Origin of the sequence: Bradyrhizobium liaoningense (assembly GCF_018130955.1) — a bacterium.
Classification (GTDB): domain Bacteria; phylum Pseudomonadota; class Alphaproteobacteria; order Rhizobiales; family Xanthobacteraceae; genus Bradyrhizobium; species Bradyrhizobium liaoningense_C.
Genome location: NZ_JAFCJM010000035.1, coordinates 37,937 through 52,743, shown reverse-complemented (window position 1 = coordinate 52,743; position 14,807 = coordinate 37,937). Strand labels below are relative to the sequence as shown.

The 14,807-nt window shown below is 62.9% G+C and carries 9 protein-coding genes; 8 read left to right on the top strand and 1 reads right to left on the bottom strand.

Features of this window, described 5'->3' with window-relative positions; genetic code table 11:
- Positions 1-153 precede the first annotated feature (153 nt).
- The 6 genes from JQ632_RS25435 to JQ632_RS25410 all read left to right on the top strand — a co-directional run bounded on the left by JQ632_RS25435 (position 154) and on the right by JQ632_RS25410 (position 11,254).
- Positions 154-1,320, top strand: coding sequence for a glycosyltransferase (locus JQ632_RS25435; protein WP_249152519.1), 1,167 nt, complete (start codon positions 154-156; stop codon positions 1,318-1,320).
- A 55-nt stretch (positions 1,321-1,375) separates the two neighbouring features.
- Positions 1,376-2,710: a cellulase family glycosylhydrolase gene (locus JQ632_RS25430; protein ID WP_212405325.1), complete on the top strand. Its 1,335-nt coding sequence runs from the start codon at positions 1,376-1,378 to the stop codon at positions 2,708-2,710.
- Positions 2,711-2,796: 86 nt separating this feature from the next.
- Complete coding sequence (locus JQ632_RS25425) at positions 2,797-4,071, top strand: glycosyltransferase family 4 protein (RefSeq protein WP_212405324.1); 1,275 nt, start codon at positions 2,797-2,799, stop codon at positions 4,069-4,071.
- The gene (locus JQ632_RS25420) at positions 4,068-5,519 is read left to right on the top strand and encodes a hypothetical protein (RefSeq protein ID WP_212405323.1); all 1,452 of its coding nucleotides are present in this window, start codon (positions 4,068-4,070) and stop codon (positions 5,517-5,519) included. Before JQ632_RS25425 ends, JQ632_RS25420 begins: the two co-directional genes overlap by 4 nt.
- 474 nt (positions 5,520-5,993) lie before the next feature.
- Entirely contained in the window at positions 5,994-9,905 is a 3,912-nt protein-coding gene (locus JQ632_RS25415) for an RHS repeat protein (protein WP_212405322.1), read from the top strand.
- Between the two features lie 227 nt (positions 9,906-10,132).
- Positions 10,133-11,254 carry an acyltransferase gene (locus JQ632_RS25410; RefSeq protein ID WP_212405321.1) on the top strand — a complete coding sequence of 374 codons (1,122 nt, stop codon included), beginning with the start codon at positions 10,133-10,135 and terminating at the stop codon, positions 11,252-11,254.
- 1 nt (position 11,255) lies between these two features.
- Here the strand turns inward: JQ632_RS25410 and JQ632_RS25405 are convergent, their stop codons facing one another.
- Complete coding sequence (locus tag JQ632_RS25405) at positions 11,256-12,734, bottom strand: lipopolysaccharide biosynthesis protein (protein WP_212405320.1); 1,479 nt, start codon at positions 12,732-12,734, stop codon at positions 11,256-11,258.
- Positions 12,735-12,856: 122 nt separating this feature from the next.
- On the opposite strand from JQ632_RS25405, the gene JQ632_RS25400 reads away from it, so the two are divergent.
- Positions 12,857-13,690 (top strand): polysaccharide pyruvyl transferase family protein, encoded by an 834-nt coding sequence (locus JQ632_RS25400; RefSeq protein WP_212405319.1) that lies wholly within the window; start codon positions 12,857-12,859, stop codon positions 13,688-13,690.
- Between the two features lies 1 nt (position 13,691).
- Positions 13,692-14,795: a glycosyltransferase family 4 protein gene (locus JQ632_RS25395; RefSeq protein WP_212405318.1), complete on the top strand. Its 1,104-nt coding sequence runs from the start codon at positions 13,692-13,694 to the stop codon at positions 14,793-14,795.
- The last annotated feature ends 12 nt before the right edge of the window (positions 14,796-14,807 follow it).

Sequence of the window (14,807 nt, the reverse complement as noted above, 5' to 3'; positions counted from 1 at the left end):
CCGTCACGATCTTTGTTCCATCGCACTGATAATTTTTCTCGCTCGTAACGAGTGCAAAGGCGATGGCGCAACAACACCACACCGCCGCCCAAATATCGCTACGTATTGGAATGATCGTGACCCGACGCTCAAGACGAACGACGGGACCGCGCGATGTCAGATTCTTCACGACAGACGATCAAGGTGCTGCATGTCGCGGAAACGATCCGGGGCGGAATCGCGAGCTACCTGAACGAGCTGCACGCGCAGCAGGAAGCGAGCTTCGGGCAGGGCAACGTTCACTATGTGGTGCCATCCGATCATCGCCGCGACCTCGTCGGGATCGACGACACCCAGATCACGCTGTTCGAGCGCCCTGGCCGCAGCATTTCCGGCTTGTTCCAGATGTTGCGTTCCAGCTTGCAAGCCATCGATGCCTTCAAACCGGACGTCGTCCATCTGCATTCGTCCCTTGCCGGACTCGTTCTTCGTCCTGCGCTCGCGGCGCGATCGGGCGGACCGCGCGTCATCTATTGTCCGCATGGCTGGGCCTTTTCCCGCGAAACCGGCCGCCTCAGCCATCGCGTGACGAAGGCTGCGGAGAACATCCTTGCGCGAACCACCGATCGTATCATCTGCATCTCCGGTGACGAGTTCAACGAAGCAGTTCGCGCGGGACTTTCGCCGAACCGCCTGACGCTCGTCCACAACGGCATCTCCAAGAACCGCCCGTTGCCTCAGGCGATCTCGACAAGCTGGCCTTCGAAGAAGCTGAAGGTGCTGTTCGTCGGTCGTCTCGACCGGCAGAAGGGCTTCGACCTCCTGATCGAGGCGGCGCGATCGCTCGAAGACGCCATGGACGTCCGCATCGTCGGCGCGTCCGTGGTCAACAAGTCCGAGGGGGTCGCCCATCCGTCCAACGTGACGCTGCTCGGCTGGCTGGACCGCGAGCAGATCGAATCCCATCTGGAGGCGGCCGACGTGGTCGTCATCCCGTCGCGATGGGAGGCGTTCGGTCTCGTCGCCCTGGAAGCCATGCGAGCGGCCAAGCCCATCCTCGCGTTCCGCATCGGCGCCCTGCCGGAAATCGTCGTCGATGGCGTCACCGGAGTGCTGTGCTCGCCGGTGTCCGCGCAGCAGCTCGTGCTCGGCTTCCTGCGCGTGCTCGACCTCGACCTGAAAGTGCTGGGACAGCGGGGCTACGATCGCTTCAAGCAGTTCTATGACGTCCAGAAGACGCACCGCCAGCTTCAGCAGGTCTACATGGAGGTGCTGAGCACCGGTCAGCCACGTCCGAAAGAGCAGGTGCAATTGCAGTCGGATCTTTCGAAGACATTCTGATCGCACGAGCACGGACGTGCCCGAGGCGCGAGCAAGAGGAATTGTGACCGAAACCATGGCAGGCCGCAGCACCTTGCGCAGCGACATCTTCCTCCTCGTTGCGGGGCTTGTCGCAGCCGGCTTGCCGTCGGCGCCGGCGTATGCCCAGCAGGCGCAACCGCTCGAGAAACGGTTCATGCTGGGCGTCGGCACCCATCAGGGGCTTGGCGGGCCAGTCAGCTCGCGCGGCTACGTGCCCGCGGCGAACATTCACCAGATCAAGCAGCTGGGCTTGAACGCATTTCGCGACGATTTCCCCTGGTCCGATTTCGAATCGCCGGGCCGCCGCATGGGCTTCACGGCGAAGCTGGGGAGGCTGGAAGAGCAGGTCAAGTCCGGCGTCGCGCGCCCGCTCCTCATCCTCGCCTTCGGTCATCACCTCGTTCCGAACTCCATGCCGCCCACGACCGATGAGGCGCGGCAGCGATTTGCCGACTACGCGGCTGCGGCCGCGCAAAGCGTGGCGCCACAGCACCCCGTTCTCGAGCTCTGGAACGAGTGGAACATGGCAGCAAAGAAGGACCCCGCGTTCTCCGTCGAGAACTACGCGGCGCTCGCCAGAGTGACGCAGCCAGTGTTGAAGCGCGCCGCGCCGAATACGCCCTTCGTCGTCGGCGCCATTGGCGACGATCCCGGTTGGACATGGACCGAGCGCATGTTGCAGACGGGCATCCTGCAATATGCCGACGGCATCTCGGTTCATCTGTACAATTTCTGCATGGCGCCGGCCAAGCGCACCTCGACGGAGATCATCGACAGGCTGACGGCGTTTCACCGGCTCGTGGCCCAAGCCAGCGGCAATCCGGACTTTCCGGTCTATGTGACCGAGACGGGTTGGACGACGGCAACGAACAAATGCGGCGTCAGCGAGCAGATGCAGGCGGACAACACGGCGCAGCTGATCCTGTGGGCCTCGACCGCCGCGCGCTGGCTCAAAGGGATGTCGCTCTATGAGCTCAAGGACAGCGGCAAGAATCCGGCGGAGCTGGAGGACAATTTCGGCCTGTTCCGCTTCGACAATTCACCGAAACCCGTGGCCTGCGCGGTTCGCGACGCCTGGGCGTTCGTTCGCTCCAGCCTGAGCGCGGAACGCAAGAGCCTCTCGGGCGGCCTCGTCGCGATCAGGGCCTCGTCCCCCGAGGGCGGAAAAGCCGCGATCTGGTCCGAGGATCAGAACGCCCGCTATGAGGTCCGGCTGCGCAACGAGGCGCCGAACGCGACATTCGCAAATCCCTGTGATGCGTCGGCGCGATCCGCATCTGACGTCTGGATGCCGGTGTCGAGCACGCCGCTGCTCATCAGCGCCCCCAGAAGCGCCGTTCCAGAACTCGACGTCAGACAGGCGAGGTAGACCCACATGGTGCAAATTGACATCGATGCCAGGCGCCGGTTGCGCGAATTGGATGCGACAGCAATCCAGCCAAAGAGCCCAATCAGATGAAGATCCTGCTGACCTCCTCGCTCTATCCGACACCCGCCTCGCCCAAGGTCGTCGGCGGAGCGGAGATCTTTGCACGCCGGTTCGCCGAAAGCCTGACCGAGCGCGGCGACGAGGTGGAGGTGATCCGGGCGGCGTGCTTCCCCGATCAACCGCGCGAGCGATGCGACGGCATCGACGTCTATTCGGCGCCGGTGCAGAACATCTACTTGCCGTTCGTCGAGCAGAAGAACGTCGCGCTGCGGAGCATGTGGCACGCGATCGAAGACTGGCAGATCTGGGCGCCGATGATCGCGGAGCGGATCCGCGCCTTCAAGCCGGACGTGTTGCATTCCAACAACCTGTCCGGGCTGACCACGGCGATCTGGCGCGTCGCCGCACAACTCGGCGTTCCCGTCCTCCATACGATCCACGATTACTATCTCACATGCCCGCGATGCTCGCGCTTCACCAACGGGCAGTCCTGCGCAACGACCTGCGCGAGCTGCTCGCTTCTGACTTATCACCGCAGACGCGCGACACATTGGCTCAGCGCCGTCGTCGGCGTCAGTGAACGGGTGCTGTCGATCCACACCGACCTCGGCCTGTTCGCGGACACGCCGATCCGTACCGTCATTCACAATGCCTCGACCGCGCCGCCGAGCGCGCCCTTTCTCCGTCCGCTTTGCACGAGCGAGGTGACATTCGGGTTCATCGGCCGGCTGACCGAGGAAAAAGGCATCGACAATCTGATGAAGGCGCTGGCGGTCCTGCCGCGCGAGCGCTTCAAGACGCTGATCGCCGGCCGCGTCAGCCCGCAGGAGCAGCAGCGCCTCAAGCAGCTCGCGCCCGATGCGCGTGTTGAGTTCATGGGATTCGTCTCCCCCGACGACTTCTACAAGGCAGTCGACGTGGTGATCGCGCCGTCGATCTGGCACGACCCCGGCCCGCTCGTCGTCGCGGACGCAAAGGCCGCCGGCCGGCCGCTGCTCGGCACGCGGTTCGGCGGCATGCCGGAGGCAATCGAGGATGGCGTGACCGGCTGGCTGACGGAGGCCGATCCGGATTCGCTCGCCAAGAGCATGCTCAGCGTCGCGTCCGATCCGCACAAGATCCAGGAGATCAGCGAGCGGCTCGTCCGCGACACCAGGAAGTGGGTGTTTTCGGACGTCGTGTCCGCCTACCGGGGTCTGTACGAGCAATTGCGCGAGCGACGCATGACGCAGCTGCGCACGGCCGCGGTGGGACCGAAGGGACCGGCCATCACGGGCAAGAGCGGCTTCATTTCAAGATGATCCGCCTGTTTGCGATCGCAGGATACTTCTATCAGAGCGCCGCCGCCATCGTCCTCATCTTCGCCACCAGCCATCTGCTGGCCGCGGCCGACTACACCAACCTTTCGCTGGCGCTGGCCTCGAGCCAGTTGCTCTGCGTGCTGATGTTCGAATGGCTTCAGCTGGCTGGCCTCCGTTTCCTCGCCGCAGCCAGGCCAAGCGATGCGGCGCGATTGAGATGGTCGCTGTTCGCCGCCGCGAGCCTGAGCGCGGTCGCGCTCGTCGCGATCGGAGCAAGCGCATCCCTCCTAAGCAAGCTCCCGGCCGGCGTCATCGCGCTCGGCCTGACGGTCGCCGTGCTCCAGGGCATGACGGATCTGTATTTGCTGACCGTGCGCCTGTCCGACCGGCTGGGCATGGCATCCTGGCTTCTCGCGCTGCGGGCGACCGCGCTCCTGGCAGGCGCAACAATCGGTGCGGGCAGCACAGGGACGGCGGAGGCCGCATTGCTCGGCGTTGCCTCCGGCCATGTGACCGGGCTTGTTGCAGCGCTGATCGCCTGCCGCATGCCGCTGCGTCCCGTGCCGTTGCGGATCATGCTGGCCGACTGGGCCGAGTTCTGTCGCTACGGCATGCTGGCGGCGGCTGCCTCCGTCATTCACCTGTCGGTTCCGGTTCTGCTCCGTTTCATCGTGGTCGGCCGCCTCGGCGCCAGCGGCACCAGCGCTGGTTTCTCGCTTGCGCTCGATCTGCTGCAACGTCCGTTCTGGGTGCTCAACGCTGCGATCCACACCGTCAGCTATCCCGACGTGGTCAACGACTTCGAGCACGGCAGCCGCGCGAAGGCGACGCGCTCGACGGGGCGGATGTTCGAGTTCATGATCTGCACCACCGTCGTGCTGCTCGGCGGCCTGATCGGCTTCATTCCGGATGCGGCACGCATCCTGGTGCCACAAGAAAGCCTCGACGGCTTCCTGGCGGCGGCGCCAATGGCGGCATTGTTCTATTTCCTGCACACGCATCTCCAGGCCACCGTTGCGGTCGTCCCGCACCTCGAGAAACTTGCCACCCGGCTAGTCATCGTGGCCGCGGGCCAGCTCGCCATCGTTGCGCTATCGTCCGCGATCGCGGTTGCCGCCGGCCTGTCGCCGCGCGGCGGCGCGCTGGCCGCGGCCTCGGCGACAACGGCCATCGCCGCCCTGCTCGCGCTTGGTCCGACCATCCGATTCGGCGCGGTGTTACGCTGGTCGCTGGTGAACGAAGCTGTTGTGGCCGCGGCGCTGATCGGGTCGCTCGCGGCCTTGCCGACGCAGCCATCATCGGCCTGGCTCGCAGGCAAGGTCGTGCTGGCGGTCATCCTGACCGGACTTATCGCCTGGCATGGAGACTTCCTGATGATGGGACGCGCGCGCCGGTCGCCGACGGGGGCGGGCAAGCCCGGCGACATCCTTGAGGCGATCGAGCGATAGTCGCAAAGGACGTTGGCAGCGGCCGCTGCGCGCACAGTTCCACAGCGATAGCGTCCTCGCCATCATTCCGGACATCAGCGAATCGAGTGCACATGCTGCTTCGCTCGCACATCCGTAAATTCCCGGACGAGCGCCCGCGGTCATCGATCGCACGTGGCGCATATCCATGCAGCACATGTTCGCAATCGCATCTCGTATCGACGAGGACCTAACGCTTGAATCAAAGATGAGCAGCATGCGCGAAGATTCAGCAGTGCGATGTCGTGGAAATCTCGAAAGCGCCTTTCTCGTGCCACGCTGCGCCGACATCATTTGTCTTCTTTGCAGACAAGCGAGCTGCTCCGTTCCTGCGATGGAACTTTGAATCGCACGCATTCGTCTGACTCAAGTTTTATCTGAAATTCACACTCGAAGTAGAGAGTTGTTCGCTAACCCTGCGAGCGGTTTCGCTCGCCTCAAACACTTGAGTGTGCAATGTCGACAGATCAGACCGTCCTCTCCGCAAGCAGCTTCGTCAATTCGATCGGCGTCAACACGCACGCCGGTTTTGGATGGACCGACTACAACAATCTCGCGCTGATGGTCGACGATCTGAAGTATCTCGGCGTCACGCATCTGCGCGATTCGATGGCGACCAACCCGGCCGCGCAGCCGGTCGTCGATGGCCTCGCTGCCGCCGGATACAAGTTCGACTTCCTGGTATCCTCGGCCCTGCCTGGGCAAGGGACGGCCGGACTTCAGAACTATATCGTGTCCCTCGACAGGTTCCTGGCGAGCCATCCCGGCAGTATCACCGCCATCGAGGGGCTCAACGAAGCCAACCACCAACCCTTCAGCTACAATGGCAGCTCGAGCCTGCACGCTGCCGCCCAGTTCCAGGGCGCGCTGTATCAGGCGGTGAACGCCGACGCCGCACTCGCCAGCATCCCCGTCTACAACCTGTCGCTCGCATACAATGATCCGCAGGGCTACAACCAGCTCGGCGACATGTCGGCCTCGGTCGACTACACCAACGCGCACGCTTACGTCAGCACCGGTTCCACGCCGGAAAGCTCGCTGGCCGCAACGCTGAGCGCGGTGCAATCGGCGGCCTCGGGCAAGCCGGTCGTGATCACCGAGACCGGCTACACGACGCAGGCCAACACACAATATCTTGGCGTCAACGAAACCGTCCAGGCGAAGTCAGTCCTGAACACGCTGGTCGATGCCTACAAGGCGGGGGTGAGCGCGACATATCTCTACGAGATGTTCGACCGCGATTCCTCGGCCGGCACCACCAATCCCGAGGCCAAGTTCGGGCTGTTCCACTCCGACGGCACGCCGAAACTTGCCGCGACCGCGATTCACAATCTGACGACCCTTCTCGCCGATGACGGCAAGGGCACCAGCCAGCCAACGGCGGAGTTGGGTTATAGCTTCAGCAACATGCCGGACTCCGGGAACAGCATGGTGCTCGGCAAGAGCAACGGCACCTATGACCTCCTGGTCTGGGCCGAGCCCAAGCTGTGGAACGACTCGACCGACACCGAAATCTCGAATCCGACGCAGAACGTCACGGTCAATCTGGGCGGCGTGCACCACTCCGTGAAGGTCTACGATACACTGAGCGGCACGACGCCGATCGCGACCTACACCGATGTCAGCACGATCACTGTTCCGGTGAGCGATCACCCGCTCGTCATCGAAATCGACGCGCCCGCGACCACCACGCCGCCGCCGAGCACGCCGTCCACCGTCAGCGGGACCGCCGCCGAGATCGTGCCGCAGCTTTCCGATCTCAGCGCGTCAGGCACGCTGCAATCGATCACGCTGACGGACAGCCACGTCCTGCCGGTCGCATCGAAGGCGACCTTGGACTACATCATCTCGCACTACGGCAGTGCGCTGTCCAAGATCCAGGGCGGCTATTCGTTCTCGGTGACGAACTCCGCACCGGCCTGGACCAGCACCTTGACCTACAATGCGAGCGGGAAACTGCTGTCGACGTCGAACACGGGCCTGGACGGCTCCGGACGCCCGGTCTCGACCACGATCGTCTATGCGGACGGCTCCAAGGATGCGATCGGCTATGCCGCCGGCGTGAAGACCAGCTTCATCCATCTCGCCACCGACGGGACCCGCACCACCGACAGATACGATACCTCTGGCACCCTCCTCAGCGAGGTCGTGCAGAAGCCGACCGGATACTATTCCACCACCGTCTACACGAACGGCGTCAAGACCGCGGCCTATGTGCTGAACGCCGACCACACGCAGGACAACTACACCTACAACATCACGGGCCGAAGCTACACCACCCAGGTCCAGCATCTCGACACCACGGGCAAGGTCACCTCCGTGGTGCGCACCCATGCCGACGGCTCGCTCGACTCGACGCAGGTCTATAACAGCGACGGCAGCAGCACGATTACCACCTACAGTGCCACCGGCGTCAAGCTGGTCCAGACCGACTACCATGCTGACCACAGCAAGGACGTCTGGACCTACAACATCACCGGTCAGAACTACACGACCGAGCACGACATCTTTGACGCGACCGGCTTCCTGACCACGCTGGTGCGCCGCCACGCCGACGGCAGCCTGGCGTTCAAGCTGGTGCAGAGTGCCGACGGAACCAAGACCACCGACTGGTACGATTCCTCGGGTAATCTCACCAGCGAGGTTATCCAGAAGGCGGACGGCTACAATTCGACGACGCTCTACAGCAACGGCGTCAAGACCAAGGCCTATGTCAAATATGCCGACGGCAGCCAGGACAACTACAGCTATGGCGTCACCGGCCAGAGCTACGTCACGCTGATCCAGCATGTGGACCCGTCCGGCAAGGTGACGGCCGTGACGCGCAAGCACGCCGACGGAACGCTCGACTATACCCAGGTCATCAACAGCGACGGCAGCAGCGTCGTCAACAACTACGATGCCGCTGGCAACAAAATCAAGGAAACCGACTATCACGCCGATGGCAGCAAGGACCTCTGGCTCTACAACATCACGGGACAGAACTACACGACCGAGCACGACATCTACGATGCCACCGGATTCCTCACCACGCTGGTGCGCCGTCACGCCGACGGCAGCCTCGCCTTCAAGCTGGTGCAGACCAGCGACGGCTCCAAGACGACGGACTGGTACGATGCCACGGGCCATCTCACCAGCGAGGTCGTGCAGAAGCCGGACGGCTACAACTCCACGACGGTGTACAGCAACGGCGTGAAGACCGCCGCCTACATCACCAACGCCGACCAGAGTCACGACAACTACAGCTACAATATCACCGGTCAGAGCTACACCACGCAGCACCAGCACCTGGACGCGGCCGGCAATGTCACGGAGATGGACCGCACCCACGCCGATGGGACGCTGGACTACAGCATGATCGTCCATGCCGACGGCAGCAGCGTGACCAGCACCTACAACGCCAGCGGCGTCAAGATGACGGAGACCGACAAGCACGCCGACGGCTCGAAGGACGTCTTCCTCTACAACATCGTCGGACAAAACTACACCATGGAGCACGACAGCTACGACTCGACCGGCTTCCTCACCAATATCGCCCGAACCCATGCCGATGGCAGCCTGGCCTTCACGCTCGCGCAGACCAGCGACGGCACCAAGACGACGGACTGGTACGACGCCACCGGCCATCTCACCAGCGAAGCCGTGCAGAAGGCGGACGGCTATCATTCCACGACGGTTTATAGCAACGGCGTGAAAACCGCGGCCTACATCACCAACGCCGATGGCACGTCCGACAACTGGAGCTACAACATCACTGGGCAGAGCTACACCACCCAGCACCAGCATCTCAATGCGTCCGGGCAAATCGTGGAGGTAACCCGGACTCATGCCGACGGCACCCTGGACTACACCCAAGTCGTCAACGACGACGGCAGCAAGCTGACCGACATCTATGACAGCAGCGGCTCCAAGACCCAGGAGATCGCCAACAATGTCGATGGCTCGAAGGATGTGTTCCTGTTCAACTTCAACGGACAGGCCGGCACCACGCAACACGAGAACTACAACGCCGCCAACGCGCTGCAATTCTTCGACGACACCAAGGCCGACGGTACCCACAATGTCACGGCGGTCGCTGCCGGCGTGACGATCGAGGGAGGCAACGGTAACGACCTGTTTTCGACCGCGCCCAACTCGACGACGGTCGCCTACGATCACGGCCACGATCAGATCGCCAACTTCCAGGCCGGCGATGCCACCAACCATGACACGATCCAGATCCTGAAGGCGCTGGTGGCCGACTACAGCCACCTCCAGATCGCACAATCCGGTGCGGACGCAGTCGTGACGATCTCGGCGAACGACACGATCACGCTGAAGAACGTCACCGCAGCCAACCTCACGAGCCACGACTTCTTGTTCGTGTAAAAGCGATGGAGTAGCCGCGGACGTGCATCGCTACCAAAGCGGGGTCGGGACCGGCGCGTCCCGGCCCCGCTTAATTTTCGGGCGTCTGCCTTATCGCGTGGCGTCGCGCACGACAGGCATGAATTGTTCCAAACCTCGACGCGTCGCGATGCGACGCCATGATGCGAACTTGCGTCACAATTTGACTCTAGAAGACCAACACGCCCGCAACGAACTTGAAGCTCGACATGGAAGCAAGTGAATCTCGACGTTTCGTCGTTCTCGATTTCTATCGGTTCGTCGCAGCACTCGGCGTCTTCATCTTTCATCTGAAGAACATCGACAAGGGCATCTCGCCGGCATGGAACGGCTCGTACGGCCTGTTCGTCGACATGTTCTTCATCCTCTCCGGCTTCGTGATCTCATATTCGTATCCCGCGAGCTCGACCGGGACGCGGTCCTATCTGCGCTTTCTGGTCCGCCGGATCGCTCGGATCTATCCGCTCCACCTCCTCACCCTGCTGGCCTTCGTAGCATTGGCATGGGTCGGAATCGCCGGCCCGACCTCGCATACGAGTTTCCTGGACTTCATTCACAATGTGTTCCTGGTCCAGGCCTGGGGCGTGACCGACCACTTGAGCTTCAATTCGCCCTCCTGGTCGATCAGCGCGGAACTGTTCTGCTATCTGCTGTTCCCGCTCCTGATGATTCTGGCGGCGAACGTCTCTCCGCTGATGCTCGCGATCATCGTCGCCGTGTCCTACGCCGTTCTCGCCCACGGCCATCTGCCGATCTGGCAGGAGCGGTCGCAGATGTACGGCGCGAATTTCGACTATGGCATGCTGCGGGCATTGCCGAGCTTCCTGAATGGCATCCTGCTGGCAATCCTGTTCAAACTGTCCGGAAAATATCGCAGCAAACCGGTCGCGATCGTCGGACTTGTCGTCTTCGCAACGTCCGTTCTGGTCCTCAACGTCTTCGCCAAGCCGGATTTGGCAATCGTTCTCTTTTCGCTTGCCATCCTGCTCACCGCCATCGGCGAGAGTGCGTTCAAGGTGTTTCCAGGCACCATCTGGCTCGGCCGCCTCGGCAACACCTCCTACGCCATCTACATGCTGCACGAGCTCCTGCTGATCCTGGTGTTCAAGCCGGCCTGGAGCGGGCTCGGACTTCAGCCGGACGCCTTCCCGATCTTCGCGGTCGCCTGCTGTGTCGTCCTGACGATCGCCGCCGACATAACGTACAGCTACATCGAGAACCCGGCCCGGAAACTGATCGGCCGCCTGGCGCCAAAGGATTCCAAGCCGAAAGCCTCTGCCAGTGAAACCCTGGCGCTCGCCGAAACCGGCCAAGCCGCGAACGCGCGCTAGGCTAGGTCTTCGTCCGATTTCCCAGGCGGCGGACGCGGCTCGACACTTCGTGCCATACCTGCACTACGGCCGGCCGCGCCACGACGAGGACGACAGCCAAGTAGACCGACGCACCGAGCGCGGTCAGCGAAGCCAGCCGCAGCCAAGGCGACATCGTCGGCGTGGCGTAGGACAGGCTGACGACCGCGGCGGCCATGACCGCCGAGCCCGTGAAGGCCGGCACGAGAGCGGAAGCATATCGGCCAACGGTGGCGGACAGGATGCGGAGCGAGGCTCCTGCGGACAGCGGATACAGCAACAGCGCGCGCACTACATAACCGACCGCGATGGCGATCAGGCCGAAGGGCGCGGCAACGATGAAGATCGCAATATTCGAGACGGCGTAGATCAGCGTCAGCCAGGTCTGCCAGTGCGGCTTGCCGAACGCCAGGATCACCGAATGATTGTAGAGGCCGATGGTGGTCAGAAATCCGGTTACGGAGATGATCGACAGCAGCGGGGCCGCCTCCAGCCACTTGGCGCCGAAGAAGGCGGTGATCAGATCCGGCGCCAGCGCCGCGATGCCCGCGAAGATCGGCGCAGTGAGCAGCGAGGTGTACATCACGAAATCGAGGAGCGTCGCACTCGACGCCTTGCGATCACGCTGGAGACCCGCGATCGTGGCAAAGAACACCCGGTTCAGCGAATTGCCGATCACCGTGCTCACCGCATTGACCAGCCGCTTGGCGAGGCTGTAGAAGCCCGCGCCGGCAGCACCGGTGTACCAGGTGACGAAAATCAGGTCGGAATTGGCATTGGCGAAGTTCGTGATCCCCGTCAGCGAGACGTAGCGGGCGTAGCCGAGGAGTTCGCCGGCCGTTTGGCGGCTGAAGCGAAGCCCGGGACGCCATGGCGTCAGCGTCCACAGGCTGACCAGCGATGCGAGCGAGGTGATCACCAGCTGTCCAACCAGCGCAAGGACACCATAGCCCTTGCTCGCCAGCGCGATGCCGACCACACCGCCGAGCGAGATGGAGATCATCGAGCGAATGGCGAGCGGCCGGAACCGCTGATTGCGCGTCAGCCAGGCCTCATGCGTGCGGGACAGCCCCTGCACCGCGACTACCATGCAAAATCCTCTCAGAACGAGCGCGAGGTCCTGCAAGCCGGAGAGCCGCTCGATCGCATCGCTCGACGCGAACAGCAGCGCTGCGGCAAGGCACGAGAAGCCCGCAATCAACCAGAACGAAGCGGTATAGTCCTCGTCCTTCGGTTCTGCGCGCGCCTGCACGGCGATCGCGATGCTTTCGATGAGGACGGCACGGCAGAAATCCAGCGCCAGCGCTCCCGTGGCCACGAGGCCGATGATATGAGGCGACAACAGCCGCGCCATGATGACGTAGATGGCAAGCGTGAGCGCCTGTCCAACCGCGGAGTCGATAGTGGACCAGATGACGCCCGAAACGATCGAGCGTTGCCTGAAGGATGTCTGATGGCTCAATGGCAGGTCTGTCACAATCGCAAGACGCACAGTTCGTTGACGAACCATCGGCTGCGACGGTCCAAGAGTCGCCTCTTTTAGAAGGACATTATGCCAAGATAGCGTCTGCGATCCGAGGCCGCATGAATTTTCGAAGCAATCTACGAAGGCTGATCAATGAAGTCGGATGCGACTTTATTCATCAACTGCCCTACCCTCATGTGGAACTCTTCTTCTGGCGACCGGACGATGGAACAATCAATTTCGGCGACTATCTGTCGCTCGTGATCGTCGAACAATGTCTGCGGCGATTTGGTCACACGCTCGCCGATGAAGTTCCGCGCAGCGTGCGCCTGTTCGCGATCGGCTCGATCCTGCACTACGCACGAGATGGCGACATCGTCTGGGGGAGCGGCATCAACGGGCGAACGGGTCAAGACGACCTCAACCGGCGAGTCGAGCAACTGGACGTCCGTGCGGTGCGCGGCCCGCGCACACAGGAAATCCTGCGACGGCGCGGTCTTGTCGTTCCGGATGTGTTTGGCGACCCTGCCCTGCTGCTTCCGCAGTTGTTTCCGGGCCGCTTTCAGCGGCGCCCGGTGCGGCCCTGGATTTTCGTGCCAAACCTGCACGATCTCGGCCTGATCGATCGCAGCCTTGCGAATGTGGTCAGTCCGTTGGGATCATGGAATCGGCGAATTGACGCCATTCTTGAGGCAGAGCTGGTGTTGGCAAGCTCCCTGCACGGCATCGTCGTCGCAGAAGCCTTCGGCATTCCGGCGCGATATGTGCGACTGAGTGAAGGCGAGTCCGAGTTCAAGTACCGTGACTATTACGAAGGCACGGGCCGCTTCAATGTCGAGTTCGCCTCAGGCATCGACGAGGGGCGCGAAATGGGCGGCGCGACACGCCTTGCTTTCGATCATCAAGCCTTGATGGACGCCTTCCCCATCGATCTCTGGAACGGGACACACTGACATGCCAAGGCGCCTGCGCGTCGCGATCTATGCGCCGCATTTCGCAGAATATTCCTATCGTCTTGCCGCAGCATTGGCGCGGCATTGCGATGTCCGTCTCGTGCTCAACCGCAAGGACGCCAACCAGCAGTGGAACCTGTCATGGATTCCGGCGTCGACGCCGTTCGAGGCGCGCATTCGCGATCTCAGCCTGCGTCGGTTCGGCGCGATCGGCCTGCCGAAGTCCTTTCTCGACATCCTGGCGTTCCGCCCGGATGTGGTCCATTGCCATGAATGTCCGGAGTATTTTACGGCCGGGCTGATGGAGCTTCTTCGACTCACGAGCCTGCCGCGCGTCCTGACCGTCCATGACGCGTTTCCCCATTCCGAGGGCGGATCCGGCACGAACTCCAGCGAGGAAGCGTTGAGAGCACGGATGCGCGCCGGCGCAACGCATGTCACGGTGCACGGCGAGCGCTGCGTCACGGACTTCCGTCGCGCATCGCCCGACTACAAGGGGGAGATCACGTCCTCCATGCACGGGGTTTTGATGGTGCCGCCTGACGACGTCGCGCCGCTTCAGCCGACCGCCGGGCGCATCCTCTTCTTCGGACGCATGTGGGCCTATAAGGGGCTCGACGTCTTCATCGACGCAATCGATCAGTTGGTGCAACGAGGCGTGCCGCATCAAGCCATCGTGGCGGGGCGCGGCCCGGAAATGGCGCGGCTCAGCACGCGCATGGCCGGGATGCCGACCATCGAGACGATCGACGCCTATATCTCGCCCGAAGACACCGGCTCGCTGTTCCAATCCGCCGAGGTCGTTGCCTTACCCTACAAGGACGCCTCGCAAAGTGGCGTGCTGGCGTCGGCCTATGGCAACCGGCGGCCCGTAGTGGCGAGCGCGACGGGCGGGATTCCCGACGTCGTTGACGACGGGGTGAACGGCCTGCTGGTGCCGCCCGGGGACGCCGCGGCGCTGGCGGATGCGCTCGAACGCGTCCTCACGTCAAGATCGCTGGCCGCAACGCTGGCCGAAGGCGCGCGACAAACGGCGGCGGGATCGCTGAATTGGGATCACATCGCCGACGGTCTCTTCTCGACCTATCGCCGTCTCGCAGCCTGAGCATGCCCCCAT